Source organism: Pseudomonas sp. Root329 (assembly GCF_001424925.1).
GTDB lineage: Bacteria > Pseudomonadota > Gammaproteobacteria > Pseudomonadales > Pseudomonadaceae > Aquipseudomonas > Aquipseudomonas arabinosi.
Genome location: NZ_LMCV01000048.1, coordinates 150,740 through 169,958, shown reverse-complemented (window position 1 = coordinate 169,958; position 19,219 = coordinate 150,740). Strand labels below are relative to the sequence as shown.

The 19,219-nt window shown below is 60.7% G+C and carries 20 protein-coding genes; 16 read left to right on the top strand and 4 right to left on the bottom strand.

Features of this window, described 5'->3' with window-relative positions:
* Nucleotides 1–33: 33 nt before the first annotated feature.
* The 4 genes from ASC74_RS27520 to ASC74_RS27505 are packed head-to-tail and all read left to right on the top strand — an operon-like array spanning nucleotide 34 to nucleotide 3,902.
* Entirely contained in the window at nucleotides 34–1,548 is a 1,515-nt protein-coding gene (locus ASC74_RS27520) for a TolC family protein (RefSeq protein WP_046047259.1), read from the top strand.
* Entirely contained in the window at nucleotides 1,532–2,137 is a 606-nt protein-coding gene (gene cysC, locus ASC74_RS27515) for an adenylyl-sulfate kinase (protein ID WP_056745715.1), read from the top strand. Before ASC74_RS27520 ends, cysC begins: the two co-directional genes overlap by 17 nt.
* A complete protein-coding gene (locus tag ASC74_RS27510) occupies nucleotides 2,134–2,919 on the top strand; it encodes an aspartyl/asparaginyl beta-hydroxylase domain-containing protein (protein ID WP_056745801.1) in 786 nt (261 codons plus the stop codon). Before cysC ends, ASC74_RS27510 begins: the two co-directional genes overlap by 4 nt.
* A complete protein-coding gene (locus ASC74_RS27505) occupies nucleotides 2,907–3,902 on the top strand; it encodes an aspartyl beta-hydroxylase (RefSeq protein ID WP_056745713.1) in 996 nt (331 codons plus the stop codon). The genes ASC74_RS27510 and ASC74_RS27505 overlap by 13 nt, the downstream gene beginning before the upstream one ends.
* Nucleotides 3,903–3,989: 87 nt before the next feature.
* Here the strand turns inward: ASC74_RS27505 and ASC74_RS27500 are convergent, their stop codons facing one another.
* The 3 genes from ASC74_RS27500 to ASC74_RS27490 all read right to left on the bottom strand — a co-directional run bounded on the left by ASC74_RS27500 (nucleotide 3,990) and on the right by ASC74_RS27490 (nucleotide 5,990).
* On the bottom strand, nucleotides 3,990–4,373 hold the full coding sequence (locus ASC74_RS27500; RefSeq protein ID WP_056745711.1) for a DUF6124 family protein: 384 nt from the start codon (nucleotides 4,371–4,373) through the stop codon (nucleotides 3,990–3,992).
* Nucleotides 4,374–4,698: 325 nt separating this feature from the next.
* Nucleotides 4,699–5,457 carry a slipin family protein gene (locus ASC74_RS27495; protein WP_008148132.1) on the bottom strand — a complete coding sequence of 253 codons (759 nt, stop codon included), beginning with the start codon at nucleotides 5,455–5,457 and terminating at the stop codon, nucleotides 4,699–4,701.
* 2 nt (nucleotides 5,458–5,459) lie between these two features.
* Nucleotides 5,460–5,990, bottom strand: coding sequence for an NfeD family protein (locus tag ASC74_RS27490; protein ID WP_008148135.1), 531 nt, complete (start codon nucleotides 5,988–5,990; stop codon nucleotides 5,460–5,462).
* A gap of 241 nt (nucleotides 5,991–6,231) precedes the next feature.
* On the opposite strand from ASC74_RS27490, the gene ASC74_RS27485 reads away from it, so the two are divergent.
* The 10 genes from ASC74_RS27485 (at nucleotide 6,232) to ASC74_RS27440 (ending at nucleotide 15,071) form a co-directional block, all read left to right on the top strand.
* Nucleotides 6,232–6,693: an aminoacyl-tRNA deacylase gene (locus ASC74_RS27485; protein ID WP_046047264.1), complete on the top strand. Its 462-nt coding sequence runs from the start codon at nucleotides 6,232–6,234 to the stop codon at nucleotides 6,691–6,693.
* A gap of 137 nt (nucleotides 6,694–6,830) precedes the next feature.
* Entirely contained in the window at nucleotides 6,831–7,076 is a 246-nt protein-coding gene (locus tag ASC74_RS27480; RefSeq protein WP_046047265.1) for a DUF2789 domain-containing protein, read from the top strand.
* Between the two features lie 97 nt (nucleotides 7,077–7,173).
* Nucleotides 7,174–7,365 carry a type II toxin-antitoxin system Phd/YefM family antitoxin gene (locus ASC74_RS27475; protein WP_056745709.1) on the top strand — a complete coding sequence of 64 codons (192 nt, stop codon included), beginning with the start codon at nucleotides 7,174–7,176 and terminating at the stop codon, nucleotides 7,363–7,365.
* A gap of 137 nt (nucleotides 7,366–7,502) precedes the next feature.
* Complete coding sequence (locus ASC74_RS27470) at nucleotides 7,503–7,931, top strand: MarR family winged helix-turn-helix transcriptional regulator (protein ID WP_056745708.1); 429 nt, start codon at nucleotides 7,503–7,505, stop codon at nucleotides 7,929–7,931.
* Entirely contained in the window at nucleotides 7,928–10,000 is a 2,073-nt protein-coding gene (locus ASC74_RS27465) for an FUSC family protein (RefSeq protein WP_056745706.1), read from the top strand. The genes ASC74_RS27470 and ASC74_RS27465 overlap by 4 nt, the downstream gene beginning before the upstream one ends.
* Nucleotides 9,997–10,206, top strand: coding sequence for a DUF1656 domain-containing protein (locus ASC74_RS27460; protein WP_033058629.1), 210 nt, complete (start codon nucleotides 9,997–9,999; stop codon nucleotides 10,204–10,206). Before ASC74_RS27465 ends, ASC74_RS27460 begins: the two co-directional genes overlap by 4 nt.
* The gene (locus ASC74_RS27455) at nucleotides 10,203–11,090 is read left to right on the top strand and encodes an efflux RND transporter periplasmic adaptor subunit (protein ID WP_056745704.1); all 888 of its coding nucleotides are present in this window, start codon (nucleotides 10,203–10,205) and stop codon (nucleotides 11,088–11,090) included. The genes ASC74_RS27460 and ASC74_RS27455 overlap by 4 nt, the downstream gene beginning before the upstream one ends.
* A complete protein-coding gene (locus ASC74_RS27450) occupies nucleotides 11,087–12,535 on the top strand; it encodes an efflux transporter outer membrane subunit (protein WP_056745701.1) in 1,449 nt (482 codons plus the stop codon). Before ASC74_RS27455 ends, ASC74_RS27450 begins: the two co-directional genes overlap by 4 nt.
* Before the next feature lie 82 nt (nucleotides 12,536–12,617).
* Nucleotides 12,618–13,256 carry a hypothetical protein gene (locus tag ASC74_RS27445; protein ID WP_056745699.1) on the top strand — a complete coding sequence of 213 codons (639 nt, stop codon included), beginning with the start codon at nucleotides 12,618–12,620 and terminating at the stop codon, nucleotides 13,254–13,256.
* Between the two features lie 309 nt (nucleotides 13,257–13,565).
* On the top strand, nucleotides 13,566–15,071 hold the full coding sequence (locus tag ASC74_RS27440) for a YdgA family protein (RefSeq protein ID WP_056745697.1): 1,506 nt from the start codon (nucleotides 13,566–13,568) through the stop codon (nucleotides 15,069–15,071).
* 119 nt (nucleotides 15,072–15,190) lie between these two features.
* On the opposite strand, the gene ASC74_RS27435 is transcribed toward ASC74_RS27440, so the two are convergent.
* Complete coding sequence (locus tag ASC74_RS27435; protein WP_056745695.1) at nucleotides 15,191–16,720, bottom strand: apoptosis inducing factor family protein; 1,530 nt, start codon at nucleotides 16,718–16,720, stop codon at nucleotides 15,191–15,193.
* 139 nt (nucleotides 16,721–16,859) lie between these two features.
* On the opposite strand from ASC74_RS27435, the gene ASC74_RS27430 reads away from it, so the two are divergent.
* Both ASC74_RS27430 and ASC74_RS27425 read left to right on the top strand, forming a co-directional pair.
* Nucleotides 16,860–17,420 carry a YbhB/YbcL family Raf kinase inhibitor-like protein gene (locus ASC74_RS27430; protein ID WP_056745694.1) on the top strand — a complete coding sequence of 187 codons (561 nt, stop codon included), beginning with the start codon at nucleotides 16,860–16,862 and terminating at the stop codon, nucleotides 17,418–17,420.
* 89 nt (nucleotides 17,421–17,509) lie between these two features.
* Entirely contained in the window at nucleotides 17,510–19,219 is a 1,710-nt protein-coding gene (locus tag ASC74_RS27425; RefSeq protein ID WP_056745692.1) for a vWA domain-containing protein, read from the top strand.

Sequence of the window (19,219 nt, the reverse complement as noted above, 5' to 3'; positions counted from 1 at the left end):
TTAAATCTGTGCGTCACCCAGGGGCAGTCAAGGATGAAGAAAAGTCAGAAGTTGTTCGGCGCCAGCCTGCTGGCGCTTGCGATCAGCGGATGTGCAGTCACCAGTGAACCGATAGAACGCAGCGTCAGCCAACAGCGCGCCAGGAGCGACCTGCAAAACATGTACAAGGATCAGGAGCCCCTCAGTGGTCCGCTGACCCTGCATCAAGCCATGGCCCGCGCGGTGAAGTACAACCTCGAAGGCCGACTGAAAATCATGGAAGAGGCCCTGGCCAAGCGCCAACTCGACCTCGCCAGTTTCGACATGTTGCCGCGCATGGCGCTGGACGCCGGGTACGTCGGCCGCAACAACGTCAACGCCTCCAGCAGCCAGAGCGTACGGACCGGAACCCAGTCGTTGGAGCCATCGACCTCTCAGGACCGCGACCGTGAAGTCGCCGACCTGACCATGGTCTGGAACGTGCTCGATTTTGGCGTCAGCTACATCAGCGCCAAGCAACAGGGCGACCAGCGGCTGATCGTTCAGGAGCGCCGGCGCAAGGTGATCAACACCATCGTTCAGGACGTGCGCTCGGCCTATTGGCGGGCCATGGCCGCCGAGCGTTTGCTCAAGCAGATCGACAGCCTCATGGCCCGGGTCGACACCGCGCGCGGCAACAGCCAAAGCATGAGCCAGCAGCGAATCGGCGATCCGATTCAGGCGCTGGGTTATCAACGCTCGCTGATCGAAGCCACGCGCCAACTGGAAGAACAGCGTCGTGCGCTGTCGCTGGCGAAAACCGAACTGGCGACCCTGATCAATCTGCCGCTGGGCACCGATCTGACCCTGGCGACCCAGGACGACTATGTCATTCCGGAATTGAAAGTCGACCTCGCCAGCCTGGAGCAGGAAGCCCTGACCAGTCGTCCCGAGCTGCGCGAACAGGATTACCAAAGCCGCATCAGCGCGGCCGAAACCCGCAAAGCCATGTTGCGGCTGCTGCCGGGTCTGGAATTCTCGGCCGGCGGGCATTACGACAGCAACTCGTTCCTGGTGGAGCAGGGCTGGGCCGACTACGGCGTGAAAGTGACGTGGAACCTGTTCAACGTGATTTCCGCACCGGCGGCGATCAACGTCGCCAAGGCCGGTGAAGAAGTCGCCGCGGCGCGCCGCCAGGCCATGTCGATCGCGGTGTTGGCGCAGCTTTATGTGGCCAACGCCAACTACCGCGAGGCGCTGCGGCAGTTCAAGACCAATCAGCAACTGTCGGACATCGACGGACAGATCGTTGGCCAGCTGCGCAACCGTTATCAGGCGGCCAGTCTGGGTGAACTGGACTTGATCCAGGGCGAACTGAACACCTTGCAGGCCGATTTGCGTCGCGACCTGTCGTACGCCGATCTGCGTAACGCTTACGGCCAGATCTTTGCCAGTGCGGGGCTCGATCCGCTGCCGGATCAGGTGCAATCCACCGAAGTGCAATCCATTGCCACCGCGTTGGCCAACCGCGAAGCGGCGTGGGCGGCCGGGAACATCACGATGCCGGTGGCCCATGCCCCGGTCCAATAACCTGCTGGCGCCGACGGCGAGCATCAGCCGCGCACAACGGGAGGCGCGCAACGGCCATCGCGGCACGGCGATTTTGCTGACCGGTTTGCCCGCGGCGGGCAAATCGACCCTGGCTCAGGCGCTGCATGCCGAGCTGTTCGAGCACGGCGTGCAGAGCATCGTGCTCGATGGCGACGGGCTGCGGGTCGGGCTCAATCGTGATCTCGGCTTTGCCGACAGCGATCGTCTGGAGAACATCCGTCGCGCCAGCGAAGTGGCGGCGCTGCTGGTGGAGAGCGGGCAGATCGTCATCCTCGCGATGATCGCGCCGCTGATGGAGCTGCGTGAGGTATTCGCCCGGCGACTGGGTGAGGATTACCGCGAAGTCTGGTGCAACGCCTCCCTGGCCGTCTGCGAACGGCGCGATCCGAAAGGTCATTACGCCCGTGCACGACGGGGCGATTTGCCGGGATTTACAGGCGTGTCTGCACCGTATGAACCGCCGCCGTCCGCCTCCTTGGTACTCGATACCGGGGTGCAATCGGTTGAGGCCTGTCTCGATCACTTGCTGACCTGGCTCGGCGAGTGCGCGGTGTTGCCGAAACGATGAGCCGAGCGGCGTTTTCTCGCTTGCCGGTGACGGTGGATCTGCCGTTGCTGTTGCAGGCACTGACGGCGATTGGCGAGGACGAGTGGCGCGGTCATTTCAACAGTGCTTACTACACCGGCGACTGGAGTGGTGTGGCGCTGATTTCTGCGGCGGATGCGTTGTCCGAACTGGCGCCGGGTCGCGGTGAACCGCTGTTGCGTGTGCCTTGGCTGCGGGATGTCAGGTGGCAGCAAGGCTTGCGGGATCTGCCATTGGAAATCGTGTCTGCGCGCCTGTTGCGGCTCGGTCCGGGCGGGCAGATTCATGAACATCGCGACTATGACCTGGGCGAGCCGGACGCCGATTTACGTCTGCACATTCCGCTGCTCAGCCCGCCTCAAGTGGACTTCCTGCTCGATGGTCAGCGCATGCCGATGGCTGTCGGTGAATGCTGGTTTCTCGACCTGTCGCGACCCCATCGCGTGGACAATCGCGACACCCGCACACGGATTCATCTGGTCCTCGATTGCCGTCCCGGTCCCTGGCTGGAGCAGGCGATTGTCGAGGGTTTACCGACCACGCCTTCGTCAGATGTCGGTGAGGGGGCTTTGCTGCAGTTTCAGCGTTGGGTGGCCAGCGATTCGCAGCTTTCGAAGGCGTTGCAGGGCTTGCCGGACACCGAGGTTTTTATCACCCGCACTCTGGAACTGGCGGTTGAGCGAGGCTTGATGTTCTCCCGCGAAGAACTGCGTGCGGCGATGCGTAACGGCCGACGCCAATGGAATGAACAATGGAGCGCCTGAATCTGGAAGGTTGGTTGCCGATCCGGGTCTGGCAGCAGGCCGGCGAGTGGCAGGTCGATTGGTGCTGGTTCGGTGACACGCCGCTGCATCAGCCGTTTTTTCGTGATGCCGTGGAAGACGCGCTGAGATTGCCGTTCAATCAGGCGTTTCGCCGGCAAACACCGCTGTCTGCCCTCGGCGACTGGCAGACGACCCGCCCCGGTTTGGCGCCGAGCGCGTTCATCTTCCACGCTTCGCGCTGCGGCTCGACCTTGATCAGTCAAATGCTCGCCCGACTCGACAGCCACATCGTTGTCAGCGAACCACCACCGTTGGACGCCTTGCTGCGTAGTGGTTTACCGCCGGCCGAACGGCGTGTCGCGATCGAAGGGTTATTGTCCGCGTATGGCCAGCGTCGGCTCGGTTCAGAGCAACGTTTGGTGATCAAGCTCGATGCCTGGAACATCGGTGAACTGCTGTTGCTGCGTGAGTGTTTTCCCGACACGCCGTGGCTGTTTCTTTATCGCGATCCGCTGGAAATTGCCGTTTCACATCTACGCCGCCCAGGCATGCACATGGTGCCGGGGATGATCGGAGCGAGTGTGCTGTATGATGAGTTGCCGTTTGCAGGTCGAGAGGACTTCATCGCGAGGCGGTTGGGGCGGTTGCTGCAAGCAGGGTTGGCGCAATGCCGGGCGTTTGGCGGGTTGACGGTGAATTACAGTGAATTGCCCGGGGCTATGGCCGGGCGGTTGGCTGATTTTTTTGGATTGGATGACGTGCAGCGTGAGCAAGTGTTTGCGGCGGTGGGGCAGCATGCCAAACAGCCTTCAGAAGAGTTTGTCGGGGACAGCGATGACAAGCGCCGCGAGGCCTCGGTGCTGTTGCGTGAGCGGGTAGAGCGTTGGGCGCGAGCGCCTTATGACGCGCTAGTTGCCGAGGCATGTATCGACGGCACTGGCGCTTTCGCGAGCAAGCCCGCTCCCACAGTTGATCTTCGGTGAACACAAGATATGTGTACGACTGAAATCCAATGTGGGAGCGGGCTTGCTCGCGAAGGCGGCGGTCAATTCACCACAAAAACTACCCGGCTAAACCTTGACCCGAGCCTGCATGATCTCCGACTCCTCCCAATGATCCATCGCTCGCTCTACAAGCAACTGCACGCCATCGGCCATGCGGCTGAGCGCCAGGGCTACCGAGCGCCGTGTCCCGTCCACATCGTCCGCCAGATTGGCAGCGATGGCGCTGATGGACAGCAGGTCTTCGGAGGCGTTGGCCAGAAGGGTTTCGGTGTTGACCTCGGGGGCGACGGTGAAGAGGTTGCCTTTGCGGTGCTTGGGCGGTTTTTCGGCGGCCGGGGGGAAGTAGTGGGCGAAGGCGCGGTCGGCGGCTTCTTTGAGTTTTTCGTCTTCGAGGGATTCTTCGGACGGGGTGCCAGGGTTGTCTGGCGGATTTGGAGATACCTTGAACATATAAAATTCCCTAAACAGTAAGTTGGAACCGCCACCGTTCGTTTGCACGCGAATTGGGTGGCGGCCGTGCGCAGGTGTGCAAGACCGGGACTGTTTAGGACACCCAGCAGATCCGAGGATCTCCTGCGCGCAGCCGCCATAAAACAATGAGCCATGGCAATTGCGGCCTAAACAGTTTCGTCGGACTTGCACGTCCGTGTCACCGTTTATTCAGTGACAAAGCCAGACTAGACCTGGCTTCGGACCGGAACAAGTTCACCAACACCACTACAACTTGAAGGAAATCTCCGACGCGGTTACCGGACGTTGGTGTTTGCGCAGAAGGTCAGGATTTGGACGACAAATCCGCCATCCCCTTGAGCAACTCGATCGGCAGCGGAAAGACAATCGTCGAACTCTTGTCCCCGGCAATCGAACTCAACGTCTGCATATACCGCAGCTGCATCGCCCCAGGCTGGCGACCCAGCATCTCTGCGGCCTGCATGAGTTTCTCCGAAGCCTGCAATTCGCCTTCGGCGTGAATCACCTTGGCCCGGCGTTCCCGTTCGGCTTCAGCCTGTTTGGCGATGGCGCGGATCATCGATTCGTTGAGGTCCACGTGCTTGATCTCGACGTTGGCGACCTTGATGCCCCACGCATCGGTCTGGGCGTCGAGCACTTGCTGGATGTCGATGTTCAACCGTTCACGCTCGGCCAGCAATTCATCCAGTTCATGTTTACCGAGCACTGCCCGCAACGTGGTCTGAGCCAATTGGCTGGTGGCCATGAGAAAGTCTTCAACCTGAATAATCGCTTTCTGCGGATCGAGGACGCGGAAATACAGCACCGCGTTGACCTTGACCGAGACGTTGTCGCGGGTGATCACATCTTGCGGCGGCACGTCGAGGACCACGGTACGCAAGTCGACGCGAACCATTTGCTGCACCACCGGAATCAGCAGGATCAGGCCAGGGCCTTTGACCTGCCAGAAGCGCCCGAGCTGGAACACCACCCCGCGCTCGTATTCGCGCAGGATGCGAAAGGTCGACCCCGCCAATGCAATCACCAGTAACAGCAGCGCGGCAAAACCCAGTTGCAGGCCCATGTTTATTCTCCACCCGGCGCCGCGTCAGCCGCGGCCACTTCCAGCAATAATCCCTTGCGTGCCACCACCCGGACCCTTTGCCCGGGTTGCAGCGGCGTGGCGCTGAGCACTTGCCACTTTTCTCCTTGCAGGTGCACCCAACCGTTGTAGGCATTGCCGGCCAGCGACATCACCGGGGTCACGCTGCCCACCAGTCCTGCATCGCCACTGACGTTTTCGCGCGGTCGGGTTTTCAAAGCGTGGATCAGCAGGAAAATCAGCAACAGGGCACTGATCAGTCCCAGGCCGATCATCAACGGAACCGGCACCTCGGTGTTGCTCAGAATCACCGCACCGATCACGAACATCACAATGCCGCCCAGACCGATCACGCCGTAATTGGGCAGGGCCGCCTCGGCGATCAGAAACGCGATGCCGAACGTGATCAGCCAGATCCCGATGGGGTTGGGCACCAGCAGGACGACGGTGTCTGCTGCGAAGACCGATCCGCTCAAGGCCAACAGCAGCGCAACTGCACAACAACGAGTGTTCACGTGACCCTCCCTGTAGGAGCGAGCTTGCTCGCGAAGAACCTGAGAGCACCGTGCCGATTCAGGTGATCCGCGTTACATACAGTCTAGCTGAGCTCTGAATTGTACGAATTTTGATCAGTTGTTGACGTTATTCCGGCGGGCAGATTTCCCGCGCGATTGCGCCAGCGGGCCTAGACTTTTAGTGGAGAGAAAAGGTTTAACCATCGTCCGCGAAAGTTTGTTGCGGACTCCGAGGTGCATCATGCGTATGGCAAGAACTGTGCAGGACAGCCTCAATAAGGCTCACTGCGAATTTGACATCGTCACCCATCCGCACTCGGCCAGCAGCCTTGAAACGGCGCGGGTCGCGGGCATTCCTGCGGAACGGGTGGCCAAATCGGTGATCCTCGACGACCACCACGGTCATTTTCTGATGGCTGTGCTGCCGGCGAGTCGTCACCTGGACCTGAGCAAAGTACGTGGCAGCGGCGAATGGCAGATCACCCGGGAAAGCACCCTGGCGCATCTGTTCCAGGATTGCGAACGCGGCGCGGTGCCTGCGTTGGGCGAATCCTATGGCCTGGACATGGTCATCGATCCGCTGCTGACCCGGCAAAAAGACATCTACCTGGAGGCTGGTAACCACAACAACCTGGTGCACATGAGCGTGCCGGAATTCCTGAAAATGGTGCCGCATGCGGAAGTGTGCGAGTTGAGTCAGTAGTTTTTCGGCGTCAGTTACATCGCCATCGCGAGCAGGCTCGCTCCCACAGTTGAGCGCGATTCCATGTGGGAGCGAGCCTGCTCGCGATTGACTGCGCAGCAGTCACCCAATTATTTGCCATTACAAAGGAGCCCGATATGGAATCCCCAACCCACAGCCTCCCCAACCTGTTCAAACAACTCGGCCTGCCTGATGACGCCGAAAGCATCGATAAATTCATCGCCACCCATTCACCGCTCAAACCCGAACTGCACCTGGCGGATGCGTTCTTCTGGTCCAAGAGCCAGGCGGATTTCCTGCGTGACGATATTCTGGATGACGCCGATTGGGCGGAGGTGGTGGATCAGCTGGATGTGCTGTTGAGGAAGGGGCGAGGGGTGTAAAAACTCTGAGCGCAAAACCTTGTCACAGCTTTTCTGAAAGGTATTACCTGAGCTGAAGTAGCTTTCATGGCGTTGAGTCCGACTATGAGACCGAGTCATGCAACGTGTTTTGGCAGAAAGAGTCATCAGCATCTCTGAGCTCGCGAAAAACGCAGGAACTACGGTACGCGAGGCGCAAGCTGGGCCTATTGCGGTGCTGGAAAACAATAAGATCAAGGCCTATCTGGTTTCGGCAGATCTTTATGAAGCGATGCTGGTGCGTCTGGGCGATTTCAATCTGGCGTCCTGATGAGGGTCGGAAAGCTGTCCGTCCGCCTGAGAATTGTTTCAAAACTTGACCAGCTTTCCCCTCAAATGCCATATTGATAGTTAGCAAACTAACAGTGTGTGTTTCCCCTCGTGCCGAAGAACCTCGACGCTCTCCAGATGAACATCAGCAGCTCCATGGTGGTGGCCGCCAGGCATTGGCGGAAGATCTGTCAGACCACGCTGGTCAACTATGGAATCTCCGAAGCCTGCGCCGTTCCGTTGTTGATGATCGGGCGTTTGGGCGAGGGTGTGCGGCAGGTGACGGTGGCGCAGGCGGCCGGGATGGAGAGTCCGTCCCTGGTGCGTCTGCTGGATCAGTTGTGTCATGCCGGTTATGTCTGCCGTACCGAAGACGCCCATGACCGTCGCGCCAAATGCCTGAGCCTGACCGAGACGGGTCGTGAGTTGGTGCAAGCCGTCGAAATCGAGCTGGTGCGTTTGCGCCATGAAGTGCTCGAAGGGATCGATCAGCGTGATCTGGAAGCAGCGTTGCGGGTACTGAGGGCTTTTGAATCGGCCAATCATCTGCCGGTGATCAACCCTTGAGCGGATTTTTTACCGGCATGCCCCCGGCGCGGGACTGGTTCTACGGTGTGCGAACGTTCGCGGCATCGATGATCGCGTTGTACATCGCCATGCTCATGCAAATGCCCCGGCCGTATTGGGCGATGGCCACGGTCTACATCGTTTCCAGTCCGTTTGTCGGCCCTACCAGTTCCAAGGCGCTGTACCGCGCAGTCGGCACCCTTCTCGGTGCCGCCGCCGCGGTTTTTTTCGTGCCGATGTTTGTCCAGAGCCCCTATGTGCTGGTGGTGGTCATCGCGCTGTGGACCGGGATTCTGTTGTTTCTGTCGCTGCACCTGCGCACGGCCAACAGTTACGCCCTGATGCTCGCCGGTTACACCTTGCCGCTGATCGCTCTGCCGGTGGTGGATAACCCGTTGGGGGTGTGGGACGTGGCCGAAGCGCGGACGGAAGAGATCTTCCTCGGCATCGCCGTAGCGGCGGTGGTTGGCGCCATGTTCTGGCCCCGGCGGCTGGCGCCGGTGTTCAATGATTCGGTGAACAAATGGTTTGCCGATGCCTCGACTTACAGCCTGCATTTCCTCAGCCGCAACGTGCAGCCGGACGAAGTCAGCGCGTTGCGCTCCTCGATGGTCGCGACCTTTAACACGCTGGAATTGATGATCGGCCAGCTCCCACACGAAGGCGCACGGCCGCAAACGGTGCGCAACACCAAGGAACTGCGCGGCCGCATGATTCACCTGCTGCCAGTGATCGACGCCCTCGACGACGCGCTCTATGCCCTTGAGCGGCGCACGCCCGAGCTTGTGGATAAGTTCGCGCCGCTGCTGGCCGCGACCACCGAATGGCTCGGCCACAAAGACGCCGACCTCACCCGCTGGCAGACGCTGAAAGACCAACTCGAAGCCCTGCAACCGTCCGCCGAAGCGTTGGATGATCGCAAGCAGTTGCTTTTCTCCAACGCCCTGTATCGCCTTGGCGAGTGGATCGATGTGTGGCAGGACTGCCGCAGCCTGCAGTACGCCATCCAGTGCGAAAGCCAGGACAGCTGGCGCGCGGTCTATCGGCACTGGCGGCTGGGTCGGCTGTCGCCGTTTCTCGACCGTGGGCTGATGCTCTATTCGGCGGCGTCCACCGTCACCGCCATCATTGTTGCTTCGGTGCTGTGGATTCTGCTCGGCTGGACCGACGGTGGCGCCGCGGTGATTCTGGCGGCGGTGGCGTGCAGCTTTTTCGCCTCGATGGACGACCCGGCGCCGCAGATCTACCGATTCTTTTTCTGGACGGCGATGTCGGTATTGTTCGCCAGTCTTTATCTGTTTCTGGTCCTGCCCAACCTGCATGACTTCCCGATGCTGGTGCTGGCGTTTGCCGTGCCGTTTATTTGCATCGGCACCCTGACGGTCAAGCCACAGTTCTATCTGGGCATGCTGCTGACCCTGGTCAACACCTCATCCTTCATCAGCATTCAGGGCGCCTACGACGCAGATTTCCTCAGTTTCGCCAACTCCAACCTCGCCGGCCCCGTGGGTTTGTTGTTCGCCTTCGTCTGGACCCTGATCGCCCGGCCGTTCGGTTCCGAACTGGCGGCCAAGCGCCTGACCCGTTTCAGCTGGCGCGACATTGTCAGCCTGACCGAGCCGGCCACGTTGTCTGAACACCGGCATTTGGGTGTGCAGATGCTCGATCGTCTGATGCAGCATTTGCCCCGCCTGGCCATGGCCGGCCAGGACACGGGCATCGCCCTGCGGGAAGTGCGCGTGGCGCTGAACCTGCTGGATTTGCTCGCCTATACACCGCGAGTACTCGGCGTACCGCAAATGCTGCTGCATCAGGTGGTGGCCGAGGTTGGCGAGTATTTCAAGGCCTGCCTCAAGGCTGGCGAACGTTTGCCGGCACCGAGTCCGTTGTTGATGACCCTGGATCGCACCCGCCGTGCCCTCAACACGGAATGCGATGAAGGTGCGCGTCTGCATTTGCTGCACGCCCTGAGCGGCCTACGTCTGTCGCTGCTGCCAGGGGTGGAATTCGTCGGCACCGGCGAGCTCGAAGAACCGCTTCCCCATGGCATCGATGGAGCGCCTTTATGATCGGTGATCTGGATATCAGCGGGGTGTTCCTGCCCACGCTGCTGGTGCTGATGGGCATTACGTACGTGTTGTTCCTGCTGGTGCACGGGTTGCTGACGCGTCTGCACTTTTACCGTCTGGTCTGGCACCGGGCATTGTTTAACGTGGCTCTCTACGCTGTGCTGCTCGGCGCCGTGGACTCACTCAGTCGATACCTGATGACATGAAAAAACCTTTTTTGACCATCGGTCGCGTGGTGCTGACCCTGCTGATCGTGACCTTCGCCGTTGTCGTGGTCTGGCGCATGGTGATGTATTACATGTTCGCGCCCTGGACCCGGGACGGCCACATTCGCGCCGACATCGTGCAGATCGCGCCGGACGTGTCCGGGCTGATCCAGCGGGTCGACGTGCGTGACAACCAATTAGTCAAACGTGGCCAGGTGTTGTTCAGCATTGATCAGGACCGTTTCAAACTGGCCCTGCGTCAGGCCAAGGCAACGGTCGCCGACCGTCAGGAAACCCTGGCGCAGGCGCAACGCGAAGCCAAGCGTAACCGTGGCCTCGGCAATCTGGTGCCGGGCGAGCAACTGGAAGAGAGCCAGTCCCGGGTGGCCCGCGCCGAGGTGGCGCTGATGGAAGCTCAGGTGGCGGTGGACAGCGCCCAGCTCAACCTCGACCGCTCGACCATCCGCAGCCCGGTGGATGGCTACGTCAACGACCGTGCACCGCGCAATCAGGAATTCGTTACCGCCGGGCGTCCGGTGTTGTCGGTGGTGGACAGCAATTCATTTCACATCGACGGTTATTTTGAAGAAACCAAACTGGACGGCATTCATGTCGGCCAGAGCGTCGATATTCGGGTGATCGGCGACCGCGCTCGCCTGCGCGGGCACGTGGAAAGCATCGTCGCCGGCATTGAAGACCGCGACCGCAGCAGCGGCAGCAACCTGCTGCCCAACGTCAACCCGGCGTTCAGTTGGGTGCGGCTGGCCCAGCGGATTCCGGTGCGGATCGCCTTCGACGACGTGCCGGCGGATTTCCGCATGATTGCCGGGCGTACTGCCACGGTGTCGATCATTGACGATCAAACCCAGGAGCCCGCGAAATGAGCAGGGCCTCGGGTTTGGCTATCGCCGGGTTAGGCCTGTTGCTGTCGGCCTGCCAGGTGGTCGGGCCGGATTATCACGTGCCGGACGAGGCCGCCGTGCACCGTGAAGACTTGCAGGGCGACTTGGCGGTGAACGGCAAAAATGTCGTCTCGGCACCGGTGCCCAGCGATTGGTGGCGCTTGTATCAGGATCCGCGCCTCGATCAATTGGTCCAGCAGGCCATGGCCTCCAACACTGATTTACGCGTGACGGCGGCGAACCTTTCCCGAGCCCGCGCACAGGTCGATGAAGCTCAAGCGGCCGGTGGCTGGAGCGGCGGGGTGAAGATGGGCGCCCAGCGTTTGCAGGAGTCCGGCGAAGCATTCCTGCTGCCGGAGAAAGTGCCGGTGGCCAACGTCGGCGACATTGGCATTACCACCTCGTATCAGTTCGACCTGTTTGGCACGTTGCAGCGCGGCATCGAGGCGGCCAAGGCTAATGCCGATGCGACTCAAGCCGCAGCCGATACCGCAAGAATCACCTTGGTAGCCGATGTGGTCCGGGCCTACACCCAAATCTGCGCAGCCAACGAAGAGCAGGAAATCGCCCAGCATTCCCTCGACCTGCAAGCCCAGAGCACCACGCTGATCCAGCGTCTGCGTGACGCCGGGCGCGGTGATGAGACCCAGGTGACCCGCTCGCAAACCCAATTCAAATCCTTGCGCGCCGACATGCCGCGTTATGAGGCGGCGCGGCAGGCCGGGTTGTTCCGGTTGTCGATGCTGCTGGCCAAACCACTGGATCAACTGCCATCCGGCACCGACCGCTGCGCGGAGCTGCCAAAGATTGCGCAATTGTTGCCGGTCGGTGACGGCGCCACCTTGCTCAAACGCCGTCCCGATGTGCGACAGGCCGAGCGTCGATTGGCGGCGTCGACCGCCGGCATCGGCATCGCCACCGGCGAGTTGTACCCGGACATCAGCATCGGCGCGACCGTCGGTACCGTCGGTATCCTGGAAAACCTCGGCAAACCGGCGACCAATCGCTGGGGCTTCGGGCCGTTACTGACCTGGACCGTGCCGTCCAACGGCTCCCGGGCGCGAATCCGCGAGGCTGAAGCAACGACCCAAGGCGCGCTGGCGCATTTCGATGGCGTGGTGCTCAACGCCATCCGCGAGACCCAGACCGGCCTGGCCCAGTACTCCGCGTTGCTGCAGCGGCGCGACGCGCTGGCCGACGCCGAACAATCGGCGCAACTGGCGGCAGATCAGACTCACCGCTTCTTCCAGGCCGGCCGCGCGTCGTTCCTGGCGGACTTGCAAGCGACCCGCACCTACACCGACGTGCGGGCGCAACTGGCTTCCGCCAGCACGCAGGTTGCCATCAGCCAGATCGATTTGTTCCTGGCCTTGGGTGGCGGCTGGGAAAGCGGACGAACGCAAGGCACGAACTCCGGCAAACCCTGAGGCCGTTGCTATGCTTTGATTTGATGAGGTCGCGCGTCGAACTCATCAATCAAGGCTCGCGTTGGTCATGGGGATTCCAATAATGAAAAACCCTTATGCTCCCGGCTTCTGGTGCGCTATTGCGGCATTGGTGTTGCTATCGGCCACTTATTTCTACGGCATCATGCTGGCCCACCAGATCGACAAGGCACTGGTGTTCCTCGACAGCGCCACGGCACTGATTGCCGTGATGGCAATCGTGGTGGTGGCCTGGGCTTCAGTCCAGGGCGCGCGCATCAAAAAAAGGCAACTCGAACAAGGCAAGACCCTGGTGCTGATCTGGGACACCAAGGTCGCGCTGCGTCGTGTCGAAACGGTGTTCGATCGGTATTTCTGGGGCAGTTATTGGCAACCGGGGCGTACGTTCCAGGAAGTCATGGGCGAACTCACCGGCACACCGCTGGAAAAAAGCCTCGAAACCCTGAAAAAACAATGCCAGGCGCTGGACAAGCAAGTGTCCGAGGAAGGCTGGCACTGGCTCAATAACGCCAGGGAACTTTCCGATGTCGCCACCGCCATGGCCCGCGAACGTTATCAACTGGACTTCTGCGACCCGCGCTCGGAATCCCCAAGCGGCACGGCGGTGATCAATCGCGACTTCGAAGTGCTGGTCTATACATGGACCGCACGGCTCAAGAGCTTTGATCATCAGCTTGATGAGATCGAGGTTCAGTATTCCTGAGTTGATGTTGCCTGTACTGACGCCTTCGCGAGCAGGCTCGCTCCCACATGGGTTATGTGTCGATCACAACACCCTGTGGGAGCGAGCCTGCTCGCGAAGGCGATCTAATGAGCGCTGAAACTCTCACCCCTTGCCAGTTGTCCACAAGCAGCGGCATTCCATAGACACTCTTTAACCTTTAATCATTGGGTCGCCCGGTGCGCCTGATGCTAATCTCCATCGCACTTTTAACGCAGTCGTGACCGCAACCCGTCATGGGTTCAGGGAAGACGACCACACTTCAAACAACGGACATTGATCGGGTCATTCATGAATAAATCAGCAGGCGTGCTTCTTGGAATCGTCGTTGCCATCGGTGCAATCAGCGCCGGCGGTGCCTGGTACACCGGCACCAAACTCGAAGGCGTGCTGAACACCTCGATCGCCGACGCCAACAAAGAGCTGCAAGCCGCGCTGGTCGGTTCCAACGGCACGGCGTCGCTGGAACTGGTATCGCTGGAGCGCCATGTGTTCAGCAGCACCGCGCACTACCGCCTCAAGGGCGAAGGTGAGATGTTCGGCGAGGCCCCGGTCGAACTGCTGTTCGTCGATCGCGTCGAGCACGGTCCGCTGCCGTTTTCGCGCCTGGTGTCGCTGAAGTGGCTGCCGGTCCTGGCCACCAGTCACTACGAACTGGAAAGAACCCCGACCACCGAAAAATGGTTCGTCGCTGCCAAGGACAAATCGCCACTCACGGGCGTGGTCAACATCGGTTACGACAATGCCACCAACGGCACCCTGCAATTGCTGCCGCTGGACGTGGCGCTTGACGACAAGTCCAACCTGAAATTCTCCGGGCTGAACCTCGATGTCGCCGCCAGCGCTCAAGCGCAGAAGGTCAAGGCCGACGGTTACATGGACAGCCTGACCCTGAGCACGGTCGCTGAAGACCAGACGCCGGTGAAGGTCGAACTGAACGGCCTGACCCTGGCCAGCAACCTGACAAAAAGTACCTACGGCTACTACACCGGCGAGAACACCGTCGAGCTGACCGACAGCAAGACCACCTTCGGCGCCAAGCAGTCGGTCTTGGGTTTCAAGAAATTTGAAATGAAGAACCAGACCGAGGAATCCGGCACCAGCGCTTCGGGGCGTGCCGATTACAAGGTGGGTGAGGTGAGCCTGAACGGCAAGACGGTCGGCTCTGCGCAGATGGCCATGAGCCTGAAGAACCTCGACATCCCGGCAACAATGTCGTTGATGCAGATTTACCAGACCAAACTGCAACCGTACGAGAGGGCCGCCGCTGAGGCCGTGGCTGCGGGTCAACCGGCGCCAGAATTGATCCTGACTCCGGCCGAAGAGGCGCAGGTCAAAACCGGCCTGGAGAAACTGCTGGCCGCCGGCCCGCAGGTCGCGCTGGAGAATCTGTCGTTCAACACCGCCAATGGCGAAAGCCGCGCCAACCTGGTGCTCGACCTGACCAAACCTCAATCCATGGACCTGCCGCCAGACCAGTTGACCCAACAACTGATCGCGCTGCTGGACGTCAACGTGAAAGTGTCCAAGCCAATGCTCGTTGACCTGCTGAGCGTGCAGTCGCAAATCGACGGTCAGACCGACGCCAAGCTCATCGCCGATCAGGCCACCGCCACCGCCGACATGTTTGGCAGCATGGCAGTCGGCACGCAGTTGGCAAAACTGGAAGACAACAACATCGTCGCCAAACTGCACTACGCCAATAATCAGGTGGAATTCAACGGCCAGAAGATGACCGTCGAAGAGTTTGTCGGGTTTGTCATGAGCAAACTCGGCGGTAATGTCGCCGTCGAGTAAAACCAGGGCTTACAGACCGACGCCCGGCCTCTGCGCAACGCAGACGCCGGGCGTTTTGTTGTCTGGCTTGTGGCGAGGGAGCTTGCTCCCGCTGGAGGCCGAAGGACTCCCTCATCCCGTTAATTCAGATCCCGAATCAGCCGCCACGCCTCATCCACCGGCAACGGCTGTTTCATCCGTTCGGCGAGTAGCGCTATTGCACGTTCTTCATCGCATGCCACCGCGGCGACCACCAATCCATCCTTGCCGAACAGGCCGATAAAGGGTGGATGGTCAGGGTCGCCTTTGAACTCGACCTCATCCCAGGTCGCGGCGTGTCCAAGGTAGTCGTAGTTTTTACCGAAGTGCCAAGTCCAGAAATAGGGGACGTCGAGGTAATGCTCGTCGCCGCCGAGCATGTTCATCGCCGCGATCCGTGCCTGTTGCTGCGCCAGGCGCCAATGTTCGATCCGTTGGGGCTGGCCGTTGAGCGGGAAGGTCGCGATATCGCCGGCGGCCCAAAGCCCATCGGTCACGCGCATCCCGCCATCGACCTTCAGCGACTGGTCCTTTTCCAGGGGAAGGCCGGTAAATGCGCCAGTTGCCGGGCTGACGCCAATGCCGACCAACACCAGATCCGCCGGTAAACGTTGACCGTTGTCCAGGCGCACCGCTTCGACCTTGGCGCTTCCTTCGATGTGCGTTGCGTTGCCATCCGTATGAAACACCACGCCGTTGGCCTCGTGCAGGGCACGAATCGATTTGCCGACGGCATCGCCAAACTGTTTGGCAAAAGGCACGGCGTGACGGGCCAGCACGGTGACGTCCAGGCCGTATTGACGCAGGGAGGACGCGGATTCCATGGCAATAAAACTGTCGCCGATGATCACCGCTCGTTGGCCTGGTTTTGCCGAGCCCAGAATCCCCTGCGCCTGATCCTTCGAACGCAACACGAACACCTGCGGCAGGTCGGCGCCAGGCAGCGTCAGCGGATTGGGTGTGCCGCCGGTGGCGAGCAGGGCAGCGTCGTAGCTCAGCGATTGACCATCAGCCAGGCGCAACGTCTTGTTCGCGGCGTCCAGGCTCGTCACTTCAGCGTTTATTCGCTCAATGCGCTGTTCGCGGTAAAAATTTTCATCACGCAGCGGCGGGACTTCTTCCGGCGGCATCTCCCCGGCAATCACGAATTTGCTTAATACCGTGCGGTCGTAACCGGCGTCGGTTTCACGGTCGATCAACAGCACCCGGCCACCGAAGCCCTTTTCGCGCAACGCCGCCGCGCACGCCGTGCCTGCTGCACCGGCACCGATGATCACAAAGGTTCGCTCGTCGTCCGCCGGTGGGGTGTGAGCGTCGGGCATCGGCTGATCGTCGACCCAGACCTCGCCATCGCGCACTTCCAGCGGATAGCGCTTGAGGCTGTCCAGGGCCGGCGGTTCGCACAGCGCACCGTCCTCGATCCGATACGCAGCCTTGTGCCACGGGCAGATCAAACGTCCGTGGCACAGAGCGCCGTCGGCCAGCGGCGCTCCGGCATGGGGGCATTCGCCCTGAAAGGCGCGTAGTTGATCGCCCACCCGCAGCAGGACAATTTTCGTGTCTGCGATCTGAACCTCAAGGCCCCGGTTTTCGGACACATCGGCGAAACGGGCGACACGGTGCAGTGCCATGATCACTCTCCAGGCAAGCGTTTCACTTAAGAGTTTGGCGCTTATATGGAGGTTCAGCCAATTCCCACTGCCACGGAATGAACGGTCCGGCTATAGTTTGCACGCCGACGACGGCCCCACCCGCACAAGGTGCTCCGGTATGACCCGATTGACCTCTCTGAACCCTTGGCTGGCGGCCGTTGCAGTCGCCCTTTGCGTGCAATTTCCGGCGCAGGCCCAGGAGCGTTTCACCCTGAACATCCCAGGTGTCACCGACGATCGACTGTTTACCTCGGTCGCCGCCAGCGATGCGCCCAATTGTGGTGGGCACAACCAGTCACCGGCCTTGAACTGGAACGCCGGTCCGGCGGGTACCCTCAGTTACGCAATCGTCATGCATGACCCCGATGGTGCGAAAGGCCAGGGCGTCGATCACTGGGTGCATTACGGCATCAAACCGACCACCCACCAGATCCCGGCCGGTGTCGGCGCCAAATCCGCCCTTGAAGGCGTCGGAGGCACGAACGTCAAAGGCACCACGACTTATGTCGGCCCTTGCCCTCCGGTCGGCGATAGCGCGCACCACTACATCATCCAGATTTATGCCCTGGACCTGGCACCGGACGCCTTGCCTGCTGGCCTTACCCGCGCACAGCTACTGGAAAAGATCAAAGACCATGTGCTGAGAAACAGCAGCGTAGTGCGGCGTTATCACCGCTGAAGATTCTTTTCACTGCGGTTTAACCCGAACCTGTCGGGCTGTCCGTCTCAGAGGATGAATGGATCAATTTCCTCCTGAGGTCAGCCCCCATGTCCCTCCCTCTGCATTTCCTCCGCCCGGCCGCCCAGGGTTTCGCCGCCGGGTTGCTGCTGGCCATTGCCGGTTGCGGCGTTTCATCCAAGTCTGATTCCGCCTCGGTTGCGCCACCGGTTCAAGGTGCGCTGCCGGCTGAAGTCGTGGTGCGCAGCGAGGCTGTCATGGCAGACACTTCGATGGCCAAGCGCAGCGTTCACCCTGCACCGACTGCAAGCTATGCACCGATGCCAGCGGGCGAAGCGTATCCGCAGGGATATCGGGATGAGCAGCGGGAGCAGTATCAAGCGCTGGCGGATAACCCGATTCACAGCGTGGCCGAAGCGCCCGTCTCGACCTTCAGCGCCGACGTCGACACCGGTGCTTACGCCAACGTCCGCCGCTTGCTCAATCAAGGGCGCCTGCCACCGGAAGGTGCGGTGCGACTGGAGGAAATGGTCAATTACTTTCCCTACGATTACGCATTGCCTACCGATGGCTCGCCCTTCGGCGTAACCACAGAGCTGGCGCCGTCGCCGTGGAACCCGCATACCCGATTGCTGCGCATCGGCATCAAGGCCTCGGACCGCGCGGTGGCGGAGCTGGCCCCGGCGAACCTGGTGTTTTTGGTGGACGTGTCCGGCTCGATGGACCGACGCGAGGGTTTGCCGCTGGTCAAAAGCACCCTGAAATTGCTGGTCGATCAATTGCGCGAGCAGGACCGGGTTTCATTGGTCGTTTATGCCGGTGATTCGCGTGTGGTGCTGGAGCCGACCTCCGGACGCGACAAAGCGAAGATTCGTACCGCCATCGATCAACTGACCGCCGGCGGTTCAACCGCTGGGGCGTCAGGTATCGAACTGGCCTATCAGATGGCGCAGCAGGCGTTTATTCCCAAGGGCATCAACCGCATCCTGCTGGCCACCGACGGTGACTTCAACGTCGGCATCAGCGACTTCGACAGCCTCAAGCAAATGGCTGTGGATAAACGCAAGACCGGCGTTTCCCTGACCACGTTGGGGTTTGGTGTGGATAACTACAATGAACACCTGATGGAACAGTTGGCCGATGCCGGCGACGGTAACTACGCCTACATCGACAACTTGCGCGAGGCGCGCAAGGTGCTGGTGGATCAGCTCGGCTCGACCCTCGCGGTCGTGGCGAAAAACGTGAAGCTGCAAGTGGAGTTCAACCCGGCGCAGGTCAGCGAATATCGGCTGTTGGGGTATGAGAATCGCGCGTTGAAACGTGAAGACTTCAGCAACGACAAGGTCGACGCCGGTGAAATCGGCGCAGGACATACGGTGACGGCGTTGTACGAAATTGTGCCCAAGGGCGAGAAGGGCTGGTTGGAGCCGCTGCGGTATGGCAACTCCGGGGCAGTTGCTTCCGGGAAATCTGGGGAAATGGCCATGCTGCGCGTGCGATATCAGTTGCCCGAAGGTGGGAACAGTCGCTTGATCGAGCGGCCGATCACTGACAGTGCTGCGCCAGCCAGTGAAGACCTGCGATTTGCGGCGGCCGTCGCGGCGTTTTCCCAGCAGCTCAAGGACGGGCGTTATACCGATGATTTCAGCATGAAGGACACCGAGGCTTTGGCTCGCGGTGCGCGGGGCGAGGATCGATTTGGTCTGCGGGCAGAGTTCGTGCAATTGGTGGAGTTGGCGCAAAGTCTGCGAACCACGACCGCCTCGAACAGTGAGCCGCTTAAAGGAGGCTACAACTGA